At 71.7% G+C, this 16,580-nt stretch carries 14 protein-coding genes and 1 pseudogene; 5 read left to right on the top strand and 10 right to left on the bottom strand.

The annotated features are described in order from the left end of the window. The 3 genes and pseudogenes from GXW76_RS21615 to hemC all read right to left on the bottom strand — a co-directional run. A pseudogene (locus GXW76_RS21615) lies at nucleotides 1–839 on the bottom strand (hypothetical protein); the annotation flags it as partial. A gap of 97 nt (nucleotides 840–936) precedes the next feature. Beyond that, nucleotides 937–1,638, bottom strand: coding sequence for a uroporphyrinogen-III synthase (locus tag GXW76_RS21610; RefSeq protein WP_211864182.1), 702 nt, complete (start codon nucleotides 1,636–1,638; stop codon nucleotides 937–939). A gap of 141 nt (nucleotides 1,639–1,779) precedes the next feature. Then, on the bottom strand, nucleotides 1,780–2,763 hold the full coding sequence (gene hemC, locus GXW76_RS21605; protein WP_211864181.1) for a hydroxymethylbilane synthase: 984 nt from the start codon (nucleotides 2,761–2,763) through the stop codon (nucleotides 1,780–1,782). A 23-nt stretch (nucleotides 2,764–2,786) separates the two neighbouring features. Here hemC and tsaD point away from each other — a divergent pair, with 23 nt between their 5' ends. From tsaD to GXW76_RS21585, 4 genes are all read left to right on the top strand, one after another. After that, on the top strand, nucleotides 2,787–3,842 hold the full coding sequence (gene tsaD, locus GXW76_RS21600; RefSeq protein ID WP_211864180.1) for a tRNA (adenosine(37)-N6)-threonylcarbamoyltransferase complex transferase subunit TsaD: 1,056 nt from the start codon (nucleotides 2,787–2,789) through the stop codon (nucleotides 3,840–3,842). A 32-nt stretch (nucleotides 3,843–3,874) separates the two neighbouring features. After that, entirely contained in the window at nucleotides 3,875–4,231 is a 357-nt protein-coding gene (locus GXW76_RS21595) for a hypothetical protein (protein ID WP_211864179.1), read from the top strand. 43 nt (nucleotides 4,232–4,274) lie between these two features. Then, the gene (locus GXW76_RS21590; RefSeq protein WP_211864178.1) at nucleotides 4,275–5,099 is read left to right on the top strand and encodes a 23S rRNA (adenine(2030)-N(6))-methyltransferase RlmJ; all 825 of its coding nucleotides are present in this window, start codon (nucleotides 4,275–4,277) and stop codon (nucleotides 5,097–5,099) included. An 85-nt stretch (nucleotides 5,100–5,184) separates the two neighbouring features. Next, the gene (locus GXW76_RS21585; protein ID WP_211864177.1) at nucleotides 5,185–6,165 is read left to right on the top strand and encodes an NAD(P)H-dependent glycerol-3-phosphate dehydrogenase; all 981 of its coding nucleotides are present in this window, start codon (nucleotides 5,185–5,187) and stop codon (nucleotides 6,163–6,165) included. Between the two features lie 9 nt (nucleotides 6,166–6,174). Here GXW76_RS21585 and GXW76_RS26050 read toward each other — a convergent pair whose 3' ends face one another. From GXW76_RS26050 to ccmA, 4 genes are all read right to left on the bottom strand, one after another. After that, a complete protein-coding gene (locus tag GXW76_RS26050; protein WP_272876126.1) occupies nucleotides 6,175–6,303 on the bottom strand; it encodes a hypothetical protein in 129 nt (42 codons plus the stop codon). 278 nt (nucleotides 6,304–6,581) lie between these two features. Beyond that, a complete protein-coding gene (locus GXW76_RS21580; RefSeq protein WP_211864176.1) occupies nucleotides 6,582–9,527 on the bottom strand; it encodes a Hint domain-containing protein in 2,946 nt (981 codons plus the stop codon). 118 nt (nucleotides 9,528–9,645) lie between these two features. After that, the gene (ccmB, locus tag GXW76_RS21575; RefSeq protein WP_211864175.1) at nucleotides 9,646–10,305 is read right to left on the bottom strand and encodes a heme exporter protein CcmB; all 660 of its coding nucleotides are present in this window, start codon (nucleotides 10,303–10,305) and stop codon (nucleotides 9,646–9,648) included. Continuing rightward, nucleotides 10,302–10,940, bottom strand: a complete 639-nt coding sequence (gene ccmA, locus GXW76_RS21570) for a heme ABC exporter ATP-binding protein CcmA (protein ID WP_211864174.1) — start codon at nucleotides 10,938–10,940, stop codon at nucleotides 10,302–10,304. The genes ccmB and ccmA overlap by 4 nt, the downstream gene beginning before the upstream one ends. Before the next feature lie 64 nt (nucleotides 10,941–11,004). On the opposite strand from ccmA, the gene acnA reads away from it, so the two are divergent. After that, on the top strand, nucleotides 11,005–13,701 hold the full coding sequence (acnA, locus tag GXW76_RS21565; protein WP_211864173.1) for an aconitate hydratase AcnA: 2,697 nt from the start codon (nucleotides 11,005–11,007) through the stop codon (nucleotides 13,699–13,701). 67 nt (nucleotides 13,702–13,768) lie between these two features. Here acnA and rnk read toward each other — a convergent pair whose 3' ends face one another. From rnk to GXW76_RS21550, 3 genes are all read right to left on the bottom strand, one after another. Next, on the bottom strand, nucleotides 13,769–14,182 hold the full coding sequence (gene rnk / locus GXW76_RS21560) for a nucleoside diphosphate kinase regulator (protein ID WP_211864172.1): 414 nt from the start codon (nucleotides 14,180–14,182) through the stop codon (nucleotides 13,769–13,771). Nucleotides 14,183–14,517: 335 nt separating this feature from the next. Continuing rightward, on the bottom strand, nucleotides 14,518–15,732 hold the full coding sequence (locus GXW76_RS21555) for a cadherin-like domain-containing protein (protein WP_211864171.1): 1,215 nt from the start codon (nucleotides 15,730–15,732) through the stop codon (nucleotides 14,518–14,520). 229 nt (nucleotides 15,733–15,961) lie between these two features. After that, on the bottom strand, nucleotides 15,962–16,580 hold a 619-nt coding region (locus GXW76_RS21550; protein WP_211864170.1), incomplete at its 5' end, for an MFS transporter.

The following is a 16,580-nucleotide window of genomic DNA, read 5'->3' as shown; positions in this document are numbered from 1 at the left end:
AGCGCCGCCGGCGCGCCGGGGAAGGCGGCGAGCGCGGTGCCGAACGGCTGCCCGGCGACAAGGCGCAGGCGCATCGTTTCCAGCGCCGCCTGGCGCGCGGCGCGGGCCTCGAGCGCGGCGACGCGGGACTGTGCCTGTTCCAGCGCCGCGATGCGCGTCATCAGGGCGGATTCGGACCCGCGCAGGCGCTGTTCCAGCCCCGCATTGGCGGCGGCGATGCGCTCGGCCTCGTTGCGCTCCGCCGTGGCAAGGCGTTCCGTGACGCTGCGCGCGAGTTCGTCCGTGCGACGGATCGAATCCGCATCGGCTGCTTGGTGGCGGGCCGCAACCGCGTCCAGCCGCTCGGAGAGGCGGTCGGCGCGGGTGATGAGCGTCTCGGCCACCGCGCGCGGGGCGAAGGCGGCAAGGTCGGGCATCGGGCGGGCGAGCGCCTCGCCGGCGCGCGCCTCGGCCCCCGCGACGCGGCCGGCCAGGCCCTCCAGCCGCTGCTCGATCGGGCGCAGGTCGGCTGGCGCGGGCATCGCGGCAATGCGGCGTTCGAGCGCGGCAAGATCGACCGGCGGGCGCGATTCGAGCGCCGCCAGGCGGGCCTGGAGCGGGGCAAGGTCGGGGATGCGCCGCTGCTCGACGCCGGCCAGGCGGGCATCGAGGGTTTCCAATGCCACGATGCGGCGTTCCAGGGCGGCGACGGCCTCGGCGGTGGGGTTGGGCAACGGCTCCGGACGAGGCGTGGCCCAAAGCCAGATCGCCGCCAGTACCAGCACCGCGCCGCCGGCGAGCAGCGGAATGGCGGCGGGGTCCAGGAACCGGCGGGTCGGGGGCGGGGGTGTCTCGGTCATGCCGGTCCTCATGCTGCAGTGCGGCGCCGCGGGTAGGCTGTATAGCAATCGGCGGGGCGGATGGCGCCAGCCGATACGGTCACGCCTTCGCGCCGGATCAGCCCGGTGCCGGTCCGAGCAGGCCCGGGAGCAAGGTCGGGTCCGGCCGCGCCGTCACCTCCCGCGTGGCCCAGGGGAGCGGCGCCAGGGCCTCGGCGATGCGGGCGCTGATTGCCAGGGCGCGAATGCCGTGCGCGGCTTCGGCAAGACCGGCGTGGCGCATCAATGCCAGGGTGATGCGAGCGCAACGCGGGGAGGTGAAGAGCGCAGCGGCGACCGCGCCCCGCGCGAGCGCGTCGATGGCTTCGGGCGGCAGGGCCTCGGCCGGGCTGGCCTCGTAGACGACGCGGCGCAGGACGCGGAAGCCGCGGGCACGCAGGTCGGCGGCGAGTTCCGCGCTGTAGCCGCGCCCGACGGCCAGCAGCAGCGGCCCGGCGGCGGGGTCGAGCCGCGCGGCGGCGAGCACGACCAGCGAGGCAGCATCGCCCTCGGCGCAGATGACATCCGGGAAGCCGCAGGCGCGAGCCTCTGCGGCGGTGCCGGCGCCGACGGCCAGCACGGGCATCGCCGACGGCGGCAAGGCGCGGGCGGCGGCACGGGACGGCAGGAGCAGCGCCTGCGCGGCCGGCAGGCGCTCGGGCGGGATCGCGCGCAACACCAGGGCGGGGGCGAGGATAGGGCGCCAGCCGAGGGTGGCGACGGCGGCAGCGGTCTCGGCCGCGCCTGGTTCGGGGCGGGTGATGAGGACGGCAGCGGTCATGGGCAGGTCGGGGGAGGGGAACCTCCCCCGAACCCCCTCCCTTCCTTGGCTGTTGGCAGGGGGCGGGCCAGACGCGCCGGGAGCGCCTTGGTGACCGACAAAGGAAGGAGGGGGCGCGGGGGAGTTCCCTCCCCCGCCTCTCTAAGCAAAGAGATCCGCCGGGCTGTCCCGCCGCAGCGCCCGCCCCAGTTCCGCCCCGAGCCGCACGGCATCCGCGGTCGCGGCTTCCTCGGTCCGCTTCAGCAGGAAGGTCCCGTCGGCCCTGGCCACCAGTCCGGTCAGGCGCAGCCGCCCGCCCGGCAGCAGCCGCGCGTGACCGCCGATCGGCGTGCGGCAGGAACCGTCGAGCGCCGCGAGCAGCGCCCGCTCGGCCGAAGAGACGGCACGCGCCTCCGGATCCTCGATCGCGGCGAGCAGTTCGTGCAGTTCGGTGTCATCCGCGCGCACCGTCACGCCGACGATGCCCTGGCCGGCGGCGGGGACCATCACTTCGGGGTCGATCGGCACGCTGCCGGCAGGCTCCAGCCCGAGCCGCCGCAATCCGGCGAGCGCGAGCATGGTCGCCGCGGCCTCGCCCTCGGCCAGCTTGCGCAGACGGGTCTGCACATTGCCGCGGAACATGACGACGCTGAGGTCGGGCCGCATGTGCAACAGCTGCGACTGGCGCCGGACGGAGGAGGTGCCGACCACGGCCCCCTGCGGCAGGACCGCGAGCGGGTTCGCCGGGTCGCAGGCCGGGAGGGATGGCCCGGGCAGCAGGCAGTCCCGCGCATCCTCCCGCTTCAGCGTGCAGGCCAGGACGATGCCCGGCGGCATCTCGGTCTCGAGGTCCTTCAGCGAATGCACCGCGAAGTCCACGCGGCCGTCGAGCAGCGCCTCGTGGATCTCCTTGGCGAAGAGGCCCTTGCCGCCGATATCGGCCAGCCTGCGGTCCTGGATGCGATCGCCGGAAGTGAGGAGCTGGTGTTCCTCGAAGGCCTTGGCATCGCGCAGCACCGGGCAGAAGCGCGTGATGCGGTCGAGGAAGTCCCGGGTCTGCCAGAGGGCGAGCGGTGACGCGCGGGTGCCGACGCGCAGCGGCAGGAGCCGGCGGTGCTTCGGCACGGCGGGGTGGGCAAGCGGCATGCCGCCGTCATAGAACCCCGCCCATGGACGTGGAAGGTGCGATCCGGCTGGACGGGCCGGTGCTGGGGCTGGAGAGCAGCTGCGACGAAACCGCGGCGGCCGTCCTCGCGCCCGATGGCCGCATCCTGGCCGAGGCGGTGCTGAGCCAGGAGAAGGAGCACGCCGTCTTCGGCGGCGTGGTGCCCGAGATCGCGGCCCGCGCGCACCTCGCGGCCCTGCCCGGCCTGGCGGAGCGCGTGATGGCGCGCGCGGGGGTGGGCTTCGGGGATCTCGGCGGCGTCGCGGCGACCTCGGGCCCGGGGCTGATCGGCGGGCTGATCGTTGGCGCCTGTTTCGGCAAGGGGGTGGCGATCGCGCAGGGGCTGCCCTTCGTCGCGGTGAACCACCTGGAGGCGCATGCCCTGACCGCCCGGCTGCCCGGGCTGCTGGAGGGAGGGGCGCCGGCATTCCCCTACCTGCTGCTGCTGGTCTCGGGCGGTCATTGCCAGTGCGTTGCGGTGGAGGGACTCGGGCGCTACCGGCGGCTCGGCTCCACGCTCGACGACGCGGTGGGGGAGGCCTTCGACAAGGCGGCGAAGCTGCTCGGCCTGCCCTGGCCGGGCGGGCCGCACCTGGAACGGCTCGCCGCGCAGGGCGATGCGCAGGCCGTGCCGCTGCCGCGGCCGCTGCTCGGGCGGCCGGGCTGCGACTTTTCCTTCAGCGGGCTGAAGACTGCGGTGTCGCGCGCGGTGGCGCAGGGGGCGGCGTCCCATGCGGACGTCGCGGCCTCCTTCCAGGCGGCGGTCGCCGCGGTGCTGGCGGACCGGGCGCGCCATGCGCTGGAGATGGTGCCGGAGGCGACCGGCATCGTCGTGGCCGGCGGCGTCGCGGCGAACCAGGCGGTGCGCGCGGCGCTCACGGGCGTTGCCGGCATGACGGGGGTGCCGATGCTGGCGCCGCCGCTGCGCTATTGCACCGACAATGCCGTCATGGTCGCCTGGGCGGGCATCGAGCGGCTGCGTGCGGGCCTGACCGACCGGCTCGACCACGCCCCGCGGCCGCGCTGGCCCCTGGCGGAACTCACGCCGGCCACCGTCTGAAACCGGGCCGGCGAAGGCGGGAGACAGGACCCATGCGGGTCACGGCAGGCGAAGTCCACCAGCTCAAGGACGAGGAAGGGTGGTTCCCCCTCCCCGGGGCCGAGGGCGGCGTGACGGTGAAGATCGTCACCAACTCGCTCGACCCCACCACCAGGCAGGGCGCGCGGCTGCAGTTCCTGCGCCTGCCGCCCGGCGCGAGCCTGCCGGAAGCGCCGCTGACGACGGGCGACTACTGGCAGGAATTCATGGTCCTGTCGGGCTCGGTGGAGATCGAGGGCCATGCGGCCCCGCTGCACGCCCCGGCGGTCGTGACGGTGGCGCACGGGGCGCGGCTGGCCTCGCTGCGCACCAATGGCGGCTGCGTGCTGGCGGAAATGGCCCATTTCTGATCCTCCGCTTGCACCGCGGGCCGGGCTTCGGTAGCGGCGGTCCGTGAACTACCGCCACGCCTTCCACGCCGGCAACCACGCGGACTGCCTGAAGCACGCGCTGCTGCTCGTGCTGCTCGATGCGCTGCGCCGCAAGGATGCGCCCTTCGCGGTGCTCGACACCCACGCAGGCTGCGGGATCTACGACCTTTCTGCGGAGGAGGCCGCGCGCACGGGCGAGGCGGCGCGCGGCGCGCTGCGTCTGCAGGGCATCGCGGCAGGTCCGCTCGCGCCCTTCGTCGCGGCACTGACGGAGCAGGGCTTCCCCGCGCGCTACCCGGGATCCCCCGCGCTGATCCGCGCGGCGCTGCGCCCGCAGGACCGCCTGGCCTGCTGCGAGTTGCACCCCGAGGACCACGCAACGCTGCGCGCCCATTTCCGCGGCGACCGCCAGGTGGCGGTGCACAAGCGCGACGCCTACGAGGCGATCCGCGCCCTGACCCCCTTCCCCGAGCGCCGCGGCCTGGTGCTGATGGACCCGCCCTTCGAGCAGGAGGAAGAGTTCGCCCGCCTCGCCGCCGCGATCCAGGACCTGAACCGCCGCTTCCGCGCCGGCATCCTTGCCGCCTGGTATCCCGTGAAGCATCGTGCGCCGGTGCGCGATTTCCACGACGCGTTGCGTGAATCCGGCGTGCGCGACGTGCTCGCCGCCGAGATGTGGCTGCGCGAGCCCACCGATCCGCGCCGCCTGAACGGCAGCGGCCTGCTGGTGGTCAACGCCCCCTTCGGCTTCGAGCAGGCCGCCGGGGAGATCCTGGCCGCGCTGCTCGCCGCCCTGGAAACCGAGCCCGGCGCCGGCGCCGCCGTTTCCCGCGTGGCCCCCGAATGATCCCGCACCGTCCCGCTTGCGGAGTCACAAAGAAGGAGGGGGGTGCCGGGGGGAGTTCCCTCCCCCCGGCCCTTCGTATCGACCCATGACGAAGATCGCCGTCCTCGGTGCCGGTGCCTGGGGCACCGCGCTCGCCATCCAGGCCACCCGTGCCGGCTGCGAGGTCGCGCTGTGGGCGCGCGACCCATCCCGTGCCGCCGATATCGCCGCCGCACGAGAGAACACCCGCTACCTGCCCGGCGCGCCGCTGCCCGACGCGATCGCCGTCACCGCCGATGCCGCCGCCGCGCTGGGCGGCGCGGCACTGGCGCTGATGGTGGTCCCCGCCCAGTCGCTCGGCCGCGTGCTCGAAGGCCTGCCGCCGAGCGACGTGCCGCTGGTGGTCTGCGCCAAGGGCGTGGAGGCCGCGACGCTGCGGCTGCCGCTGGAGATCGTCGCGGCGCTGCGGCCGGGCCTGCCGGCCGGCATCCTCTCGGGGCCCAATTTCGCGCACGAGGTGGCGCGCGGCCTGCCCGCCGCCTCGGTCGTCGCGGCCGAGGATGCGGGGCTGCGCGCGATGGGCGTGGCGCTGCTCGCGACGCCCGGCTTCCGGCTCTACGAGGGCGATGACCCGATCGGTGCCGAGGTGGGCGGTGCGGCGAAGAACGTCATCGCCATCGCCGCCGGGGCGGTCATCGGTGCGGGGCTCGGGGAGAATGCGCGGGCGGCGCTGGTCACGCGCGGGCTGGCCGAGATGGCGCGACTCGTGGTGGCGCTCGGCGGGCGGGCGGAAACCGCCTCCGGCCTTTCGGGCCTGGGGGACCTGCTGCTGACCTGCTCCGGCACGGGCAGCCGCAACATGTCGCTCGGCATGGCGCTCGGACGCGGGGAGAGGCTGGCCGAGGTGCTGGCCGCGCGCGCCGGCGTCACCGAGGGCGTGGCGACGGCGCCGGCGCTGGTGGCGCGTGCCGCGGCCGCGGGGGTGGAACTGCCGATCTGCGCCGCGGTGGCCGACCTGGTGGCGGAACGCGCCACTGTGCGGGATGCCATGACGCAACTGCTCGCACGGCCGCTGCGCGCGGAGTAGCACAGGCGGTCAGGCGGTGCGCGCGAACTCGGCGTCGAGCAGGTTGCGCACGGCGGTGACGTAGCCGGCCTGGCTGCCGCTGATCAGGGCCTCGTTGAGTTGCCGCAGCAGGCGCTCGAGGTCGTCGGTGCGGCACAATCCGAGGGTTCCCAACCCCGCGCGCTGGGTGGCGCGTAGGATCCGTCGTTCAGGCGTTCGATCTCGATCGTGCTGGCGCCGCAGCCAATGCCATTTAAGCGCGAGGCTAGAGCAGATCCCGATCAGGTGGAATCACCTGATCGGGTGAAGATGCTCGCTAAAACAAAGGCCTGGAGCGGTGTTCGTGAGCCGAGGCGAACGGAAACCGCTCCAGTCTTATTTGGAATGTCTCACGTTGGCGTGACAGCCGCCGAACGCGAGACCCCCGCCAGCCACCCTCACGCCTGCATCCGGTCCGCGGTGACGGGGATGCGCGCCGCGATACGCCCACGGATGCGCTCGAGCAGCGGGTCGCCTTCCTCCAGCACCGGCGCGCAGGCCGCCGCGGCGTACCGGCCATTGCCGCGCATCGCCGCGAAGTCCATCGCCAGCGCCACGACCTTCGCATTGTCGAACAGGTGCCGGTTGCCGTCGTCGAAGTAGGTCTCCGTGGCGGCGCCCTCGCTCACCACCAGGCCGTGCTGTTCCAGTTCGACGTGGAAGTAGGTTACCTCCCGCCGCCACAACTCCTGCACGATGGTGCTGCCGTTCACCAGCAGCCGCGCCGGCACCAGCCGCCCGTCGAGGAAGAGCGCGTGCTCGGGGCTCACGCGCAGGTCGCGGAAGGGCACGCCCTCCGCCAGCGCGCCAGCGCGGATCAGCACCGGCGCCGCCTTCGTCAGGTCCCGCTGGCGCGACAGGTCCACCTGCGTGCGGCCGACCCAGACCAGCGGCCGCAGCGGCGCGCTGCCATGCAGGGTCACGACTAGGTCGCCGGCGCGCAACTGCTCGACCGGGACTTCGCCGCGCGCGGTGGCGATGCGCGTTCCCTCGGCAAAGCAGGTGACCGCGTCATTCGTCGGGTCGAAGCCGAAGACCGTCAGCGTGTCCGGGCCGCCGCTGCGACCGTTGATGAAGAGCGTCGCGCCACCCGCGCCGGCCACCGTGGACCAGAGGTCGTTCGCGCCGCCCGTCCAGCCCTCAAGATCCAGCGTGTCGTTGCCAAGGCCAAGGTTGATCGTGTCGTTGCCGTCGCCGGCGTCCCAGCGCAGGCTGTCGTTGCCGCCGCCAAGGTCGACGCTGTCATTCCCGGCACCGGAGACGAAGGTGTCGTTGCCGGCGGTCAGCACGAAGCGTTCGAAGCCGGAGATCCTGTCGGTGCCGCCACGGCCGTCGCCGGCGGTCCCGGTGTCGAGGTTGACCGAAACCCCGCCCGGCGCCCCCGCATAGTCGAGCGTGTCCGTGCCGGCGCCACCCAGCAGGCTGTCATTGCCGGCCGAGCCGAACACGCGGTCGTCGTCGGCGCCGCCGTCCAACGTGTCGTTGCCGCTGCCGCCGATCAGGACATCGCTTCCGATGCCGCCAAGGAGGCTGTCGTTCCCGTCGCCGCCGAGGATCGAATCATTCTCGGCGCCGCCGTCGATGGTGTCGGCGCCGCCATTGCCGTGGATGGTATCCAGGCCGGAGCCGCCCAGCAGCAGGTCGCCGAGGGCTCCGCCGAGGATGCTGTCCTGGCCGGCATTGCCATCGATGGTGACCGATACCGCGCCGCCGACGAGGGTGTCGCCGTAGCCGCTGCCGACGAGTACCTCGATGTCCTGGATGGTGTCGCCCAGGGCGGCACCGGTATTCGCGCTGCCGTTGGCAACCGAGAGGTTCACCACGACCGCGCCGAACGACGTCCCGTAGCTGACGCTGTCGATGCCGAGCCCACCGACGATGAGGTCGGCGCCGCTGCCGCCGTCCAGCAGGTCCTTGCCGTCATTCCCGTAGAGACGGTCGCTGCCGGACTCGCCATAGATCGTGTCGTCGCCGGCGCCGCCGAGCAGGCTGTCGTCACCGGCCGCGCCCCACAGCGCGTCATTGTCGGCCCCGCCGTCGATGGTGTCGTTGGCCGTGTCGGTACTGGTCGTGCGGCCGAGCAGGCTGTCATTGCCGGCGCCGCCCAGGATCCAATCCCCGCCGCCGAAACCGACAATGGTGTCGGCGCCCGCACCGCCGTCGAGGGTGTTGGCGGAGGTCGAGCCTCGAATGGAATCCGCGCCGCCGCTGCCTAGGACGTTCTCGAAGCCGAACAGCGTATCGTTGCCCGCCGCACCGAAGGCGAAGCTGCTGGTGCCGACGGCGATGGCCACCGTTACCGGCCCCGTCGCGCCGGCATAGGACAGCCAGTCATTGTCGGCGCCGCCGAACAGCCTGTCCCCGCCGCTGCCGCCACTCATCGTGTCGTTGCCGCCGCCGCCGTCGAATGTGTAGGCAACGGCCCCCGCCGTCCCGATCGGCCCGGTGAAGACGTCGTTGCCCGACCCGCCGATGACGGTCTCGATGCCCGCGAGGCTGTCCGTCCCGGCGCCGCCGGTGACGGTGCCGCCCCCGGTGGCTCCCATCGTGACCGTGATGGCCGACCCGACCGCGGAATAGTCGACCCGGTCATTGCCGGCGCCGCCGTCCAGCGTGTCGTTCCCGATTCCACCGACCAGGCTGTCGTCGCCGGCGCCGCCCAGGAGGGAATCGTTGCCGGCGCCACCATCGAGGGTGTCGTTCCCGCCGTTGCCCTCGATGGTGTCGTTGCCGTCGCCGCCCAGCAGGCGATCGCCGACATCCTTGCCGGAAATGCGGTCGTCGCCCGCGCCGCCGTCGATGGTGGTCGAGGCCGTTCCGCCGACGAGGGAATCGCCGAAGGCGCTGCCGACGAGGGCCTCGGTTTCGGAGATGGTGTCGCCCTGCGCGTCGCCGCCGCGGTTCGCGCTGCCGTTGGTGACGGAGAGATCGACCGTGACCGCGCCGTTCGAGAAGGCGTAGCTGACCGTGTCAAAGCCTACGCCGCCGAAGATGAGGTCGGCGCCGGCCCCGCCCTCCAGCAGGTCGTTGCCCTCGCCGCCATGGAGTTCGTCGTTGCCGGCGCCGCCGTAGAGGGTGTCGTTGCCGCCCAACAGGCTTGTAATGTCGGCGTCGCCGTAGATCGTGTCGTTGCCGTACTGCCCGTAGATCAGGTCGGCGCCGGCATTGCCGTAGATGCTGTCGCCACCGCCGGACAGACCCGGATTGTATTCGGCGATCTGCTCGGACGAACCGATCGTATAGCGGTCGCCATAGACAGTGTCGTTGCCGCTTGTCGTCCCGCCGGCGATGAGCGATTCGTGGTCGATGTAGTCTCCGATCGCCGAACCGCTAACAGTCGCCATTACCTGATCCCCTCGGACTCACAGCCGGGGTCGCCGAGCCGCGGCGGCACATGCCACTGCATGCGTTTCGTCGTATCTTCAACAATTCGTCAAGCGACAGAAAGTTTGCAGCGCGGGCCTATTCCGAGGCCAGCGCCGCCCCGGCAGCGAGCGGCGCCAGCGGGGCCGCCAGGGACACCCCCGCCCCCAGCAGCAGCAGGAATGGCGCGGGGGAAAGACCGGAGGCCGCGGCCTCGATCGCCGCCGCGCCGAAGATCACCGCCGGGATCGCCAGCGGCAGCACCAGCAGCGGCAGCAGCACGCTGCCCCGTCGCGCGCCGAGCGTCAGCGCCGCCCCCACGGTCCCGAGCAGCGACAGCAGCGCGGTCGCCAGCGCCAGGGCGGCGAGCGCCGCGCCCCAGGCCTCGACCGGCAGGTTGAGCAGCGCCGCGGCGACCGGCGTCGCGGCCAGTAGCGGCAGCCCGGTGGTGATCCAGTGCCCGAGCGCCTTGGCCGCCGCGATCCCGCCACGCGGCAGGCCCGACAGCAGCAACTGGTCGAGCGTCCCGTCCTCCGCATCCGCGCCGAACAGGCGGTCGAGCGGCAGCAGCGCCGCGAGCAGCGCGGCGGCGAAGAGCGCGCCAGGAGCGAGTCGCGCCAACGTCTCCGGCGCCGGCCCGACGCCGAAGGGGAACAGCGCCGCGACAAGGACGAAGAACAGCACGGCACCGAGCGTGTCCGCCGGGTGGCGCAGGGCCAGCCGGACCTCTCGTGCCACCAGGGCGAGGAAGCCGCTCACAGCCGCAACTCCCGCGCATCGGGCAGGGGCAGCGGCAGGTGGGTCGCCGCCACCACGATGCCGCCGGCCGCGCGGTGCGCCGCGAGGACGGGGCCAAGCCGCTCGACCGAGGCGGCATCCAGCCCCGTGGTCGGCTCGTCCAGCAGCCAGAGCGAGGCCGGGGCCAATACCAGCCGCGCGAGCGCCAGGCGCCGCTTCTGCCCGGAGGACAGCACCCGCGCCGGCAGGTCCGCCAACGGCGTCAGCGCCATGGCCGCCAGCGCCGGCGCCACTGCCCCGCCCCACAGGCTGGCGAAGAAGGAGAGGTTCTCGGCGACGGTCAGCGCCGGCTTCAGCGCATCCTGGTGGGAAAGGTAGCGCAGCCGGCGGGCATGCGCGGCGGGGTCCGCTGAGGTGTCCTCCCCGCGCCAGAGCACCGCGCCCTCGGCCGGGCGCAACAGGCCGGCCAGGATGCGCAGGAGGGTGGACTTCCCGGCGCCGTTCGCCCCGGTCAGCACCAGGGCGGCGCCTTCCGGCAGCGCGAAGGACAACCCCGCGAAGACCGCCCGCTCACCCCGGATGCAGGACAGGTCCCGCGCCGCCAGCACCGATTCCGCCAAACCCGCCCCCGTCCATGGACCGTTGCCGGCCGTCATGCTTTAACCCGGCCGGTTTCGCGGCCGCGACCGGCCGCCTTGATCGAGGAAGGGCACCCGGACCATGCGGATGATCGGGCAGGACAGCCTGAAGACCCGCCGTTCCCTCAATGTGGACGGCAAGACCTATAACTACTTCAGCCTGCCCGAGGCGGCCAAGAGCATCGGCGACATCAGCCGCCTGCCCTACAGCCTCAAGGTGCTGCTCGAGAACGTGTTGCGCTTCGAGGACGGGCGCTCCTACACCGTGGACGACGCGAAGAAGATCGCGGAGTGGGTGAAGGAAGGCCGTTCCACGAAGGAAGTGCCGTTCCGTCCCGCGCGCATCCTGCTGCAGGACTTCACGGGCGTTCCGGCCGTGGTGGACCTGGCCGCGATGCGCGACGCGCTGCTGAAGCTCGGCGGCGACCCGCGCAAGGTGAACCCGCTGGTGCCGGTCGACCTGGTCATCGACCACTCGGTGATGGTGGACGTGTCCGGCACGCCGACGGCGCTGCAGAAGAACGTGGACATCGAGTTCGAGCGCAATGGCGAGCGCTACGAGTTCCTCCGCTGGGGCCAGGAAGCCTTCAACAACTTCCGCGTCGTGCCCCCCGGCACGGGCATCTGCCACCAGGTGAACCTGGAATACCTCGCGCAGGTCGTGTGGACCTCCACCGATGCCGGCGACACCTATGCCTTCCCCGATTCCTGCTACGGCACGGACAGCCACACGACGATGGTCAACGGCCTCGGCGTGCTGGGCTGGGGCGTGGGCGGCATCGAGGCCGAGGCGGCGATGCTCGGCCAGCCGATCGCCATGCTCATCCCCGACGTGATCGGCTTCAAGCTGACGGGTTCGGTGCGCGAGGGCATCACCGCGACCGACCTCGTGCTGACGGTCACCCAGATGCTCCGCAAGAAGGGCGTGGTCGGCAAGTTCGTCGAGTTCTTCGGCCCCGGCCTCGCGCACCTGCCGCTGGCGGACCGCGCGACGATCGGCAACATGGCCCCCGAATACGGCGCGACCTGCGGCTTCTTCCCGGTTGACGAGACGACGCTGGAATACCTGCGCCTGTCCGGCCGCGACGAGCACCGCATCAACCTGACGCGCGACTACCTGAAGGCGCAGGGGATGTTCCGCGAGGCCGGCACCCCGGACCCGGTGTTCACCGACACGCTGGAACTCGACCTGTCCACCGTCGAGCCGTCCATGGCCGGCCCGAAGCGCCCGCAGGACCGCGTGGCGCTCGGCAATGTGGGTTCCGCCTTCGGCAAGGACCTCGCGGCGGGCATCATGGGCGTGCCGGGCGACAAGGCCGACCTGCGCGTGCCGGTGGCCGGCGCCAACTACGACCTCGGCCATGGCGACGTGGTGATCGCGGCGATCACCTCCTGCACCAACACCTCCAACCCCTATGTCCTCGTGGCCGCCGGCCTCGTCGCGAAGAAGGCGGTGGAGAAGGGCCTCGTGGCGAAGCCGTGGGTGAAGACCTCCCTCGCCCCGGGTTCCCAGGTGGTGACCGAGTACCTGAACAAGTCGGGGCTCACGACCTACCTCGATGCGCTGGGCTTCCAGACCGTCGGCTATGGCTGCACGACCTGCATCGGCAATTCCGGCCCGCTGGCGGACCCGATCGTGGACGCGGTCGAGAACAACAAGCTGGTCGTGACCTCGGTGCTCTCGGGCAACCGCAACTTCGAAGGCCGCGTGCATGCCAACGTGCGCGCGAACTACCTCGCTTCCCCGCCGCTGGTGGTCGCCTATGCGCTCGCCGGCACGGTGAAGAAGGACCTGACGAAGGAGCCGATCGGCAACGGCAAGGACGGCCAGCCGGTCTTCCTCAAGGACATCTGGCCGACGCAGAAGGAAGTGGCGGACACCGTCCACGCCGTCGTGACGCGCGAGATGTTCCAGTCGAAGTACGGCGACGTGTTCAAGGGGCCGGCGCAGTGGCAGGCCATCCGCGTCGATGCGGACAGCGACACCTATCGCTGGAACTCGGGCTCCACCTACGTGCAGAACCCGCCCTATTTCGAGGGCATGTCGATGGAGCCGGCCGCGGTCGGTTCGATCAAGGGCGCGCGCATCCTCGCCCAGCTCGCGGACTCGATCACGACCGACCACATCTCCCCGGCCGGCTCGATCAAGAAGGCGTCCCCGGCGGGCGAATACCTGGTGGAACATCAGGTCCGCCAGGCCGACTTCAACTCCTACGGCGCGCGCCGTGGCAACCATGAAGTCATGATGCGCGGCACCTTCGCCAATATCCGCATCAAGAACGAGATGGTCCCCGGCGTCGAAGGCGGCATCTCCAAGCACTACCCCTCGGGCGACGTGGCGCCGATCTACGACGTGGCGATGCGCTACAAGAACGAAGGCGTGCCGCTGGTCGTTCTCGGCGGCAAGGAATACGGCACGGGTTCGTCCCGCGACTGGGCGGCAAAGGGCACCTTCCTGCTCGGCGTGAAGGCCGTGATCGCCGAATCCTTCGAGCGCATCCACCGCTCGAACCTCGTGGGCATGGGCGTGCTGCCGCTCGTGTTCAAGGACGGCGAGAGCCGCGCGACCCTGGGCCTGACGGGCGACGAGAAGATCGACATCCTGGGCGTGGAGAACCTCTCCCCGCGCATGATGATGGATGTCGTCATCACCCGCGCGGACGGGACCGAGGTCAAGACCCAGGTGCTCTGCCGCGTCGATACGGCCGATGAGGTCGAGTACTACAAGAACGGCGGCATCCTGCACTACGTGCTGCGCGGGATGGCGAAGGCGGCCTGAACCCGCCCCGCTTCGCCAGGACTTCAGGAAGGGCGCGGTTCCGCAAGGGACCGCGCCCTTCGTCTGTTCAGGGGGCCGTCACTTCCGTGACGGTCAGCTGCCGCAGGCGGCCATCCTGCACCGGCCATTCGATGGACTGCCCGGCGCGCAGGCCGATCAGCCCCGCCCCGACCAGGGACAGGATGGAGATGCGTCCCTGGCCGATATCGGCCTCCGCCGGCAGGACGAGCTGCACCCGGCGGCTGACGCCGGTCGCCTCGTCCGTGAAGACGACGTGGGAGCCGAGGGCCACGACGTCGCCCGGCAGGCGGGCGGCCGGGACCAGCTCGGCGCGGTCGGCCTCCTCCATCAGCAGGCGTGCGGCGTCGGGGTTGCGGCGGGCGCCACTCATTGCGAGCCCGACCAGGATGCCGTGTTCGTTCTCCGACATGAGGATGGGGGGGCGGCGTGTGGTGATATGCGCAGAGGTGGCTTCAGCCATGACAGGTCCTTCGGGAAGATCGCGGAAGATGGTCATGCCCCCGGGCGGCGGCGCGGCAGGCGCGCGCATCCCCCGGGGTCAGCGGCCCGCGATCAGGCACCCCGCATGAGCAAGCCGTCGGCGAAGCGTGGCTGTCAGGACCATCGGTAGAACATCGGCGTCCGCGGCCCCGCAATCAAGCCCGGCGTGACCCCGCCGCCATCTGGGTGCGGGCGGGGGCGCGGATTCACGCCACTGTCAGAAGGCCGCCCCCCCCGGCGCCGGCAGGGACCGCCCGGCCGGCACCGCCGCGCCATCTGGGCGCACGGCCCGAAAGGGCCGCGCGCCATGCGCCTTCAGGCGAAGCTGACGTCGAGGACGATGCGCGTGTCGGCCGTGAAGGACAGGCCCGCCCAGTCAACGGTGATGCTGTCCGTCGTGACAGAGATGTCCGATGTGTCGAAGCCGAGCATGTTGCTTTCCCGGATCGTCACGCCCGTGATCTCGGACAGGACGCCGAGCGTGTCGGTGATGCGGAAGCCGTTGAAGCCGCCGGATTCCCAGAAGCTTGCCTGGTAGTAGTCGATGATCAGTTGCGTGTCGGTGATGTCGAGGCTCGCGACATCGAAGATCCCACCCCCGATCATTTCGGGCACCTCGGTACCGTCGCCGACCGTCACCTCCTTCGAGAAGTCGAAGCTGTTCGCCGTGCCTGGCAGGTAGTCGTAGGTATAGGTCAGGGTCTTGCCGAGGAAGCCGCCGATCACGTCGGTTATTCCGCCGACGGTCACCTCGACGGTTGCCGTGCTGGTCGCGCCATCCGGATCGGTGATGGTGTAGGTGAAGCTGTCGGTTGCCTCCTGGTCCGTGTTCAGCGCGCCGAGCTTCGCCGAGCCACTGGGGTCGTAGGAAATCGACCCGTCCGGATTCACGCTGATCGCGGCGCCGAGGGAACTCGTGGCAGACCCGAGCGACACCGTCAGCGTGTCCCCGTCCGGATCGCTGTCGTTGCCGAGGACGGCGATGTCGATCCGCGTGTCCTCGTCGGTGAAGGCGCTGTCGTTCGCCGCGACGGGGGCACCGTTGCCACCGGAAGCCTCCGGCGCGGTCCCGACCAGCTTCAACCCGTCCGACCGCTCCCCGCCCTCGACCCCGACACTGGTGAGCCGCACGCCGAAGTCCATTGCCGCGATCAGGTCGAGCGACAATGCCTCGGTGGCGTGCGAGAGGACGAAGGTGGCGGTCTGCCAATCGTCGTGGCCGATTCCGGCGGTGCCGATCTCGACGCCGACATCGAAGGCGCTGGCCGCCCCCTGCATGTTGGCGCCCTGTCCGAGGTCGATGACGCCATCCTCCTGGGAGCGGAATTCCGTCACCGCGGCACCTCCCTCGGTCAGCCGCAGGCCCTGGAGCAGGCTTTCATCGGCGACCTGGAAGAAGAGGCCGCGCAGGTCGGCGGTCAGCCCCCCGGTGCCCAGGATGGAGACGGTGAAGCGCAGGGCCCCGCCTTCCTCCACGACATGGACCTCGACCCCGGGCCCGCCGGCGATCGTGAAGGTCATATCCGCCATCGGGATCTCCTATCCGTCTGAGATTGCCGTGATTTTTTCACGCACGACACAGGGTCGTGACTCGCCAAATGGTTGTCAAGCGAAGGTATCTTTGCCGAAACGGCCGAAATTCACACGCCACGATTCGCGCATCGGGCGGATAATCCCGTCCGGTAGCGCCTGGACGCGGCAAGGCACGCCAGGAATTTCGCGTGCCGCGCGATCGCGCTGCCGACCCGCCGCAATGGGGCTAATCGGTCCCCCGCGACAGCGGCCGGAGCACCAGCGCGAGGCCCGCCATCGCCGCCATCGTCCAGAACACTGTGCCGCCCAGCGCGGCATAGGCCGGCCCGGCCGCGAGGGTCGCCAACATCATCACCGCCCCCACCGCGGCGCCGTGCAGCGTCTGCGCCGTGCCCGCCACGACCGGCGGCACCGCCGCCTGCAGCACCCGCATCGCCGCCAGGTGCATCGCGCCGAAGGTCAGCGCGTGCAGCGCCTGGGCCACGGCCAGCGCCGGCAGCCAGACCGTCTCGGCCGTAATGCCCCATCGCAGCACCGCCGCCACCGCCGCGAGGGCGACGAGGCCCGGGGCCGCCAGCCGATCGGCCAACCGCCGCCCCCAGGCGAAGAGCGCGACTTCCGCCACCACGGACCAGGCCCAGAGCAGCCCGATGACTGTCCCGGACAGCCCCGCCGCCGCCCAGTGGATGGACCCGAAGGCGTAATAGGCCGCGTGGCTGCCCTGGATCAGCGCGGAACACAGCAGCAGCCGCCGGAAGGCCGGGAGCGCCAGCACCGCGCGGAAGCCCTCGCCGGCGCGCCGCCCCACGGCCGGCGCGGCCGGCAGTGCCAGCGTCGCCAGTGCC

This window comes from Neoroseomonas soli (assembly GCF_018129065.1).
Classification (GTDB): Bacteria; Pseudomonadota; Alphaproteobacteria; order Acetobacterales; family Acetobacteraceae; genus Neoroseomonas; species Neoroseomonas soli.
This window is presented reverse-complemented; position numbering and strand designations above follow the sequence as displayed.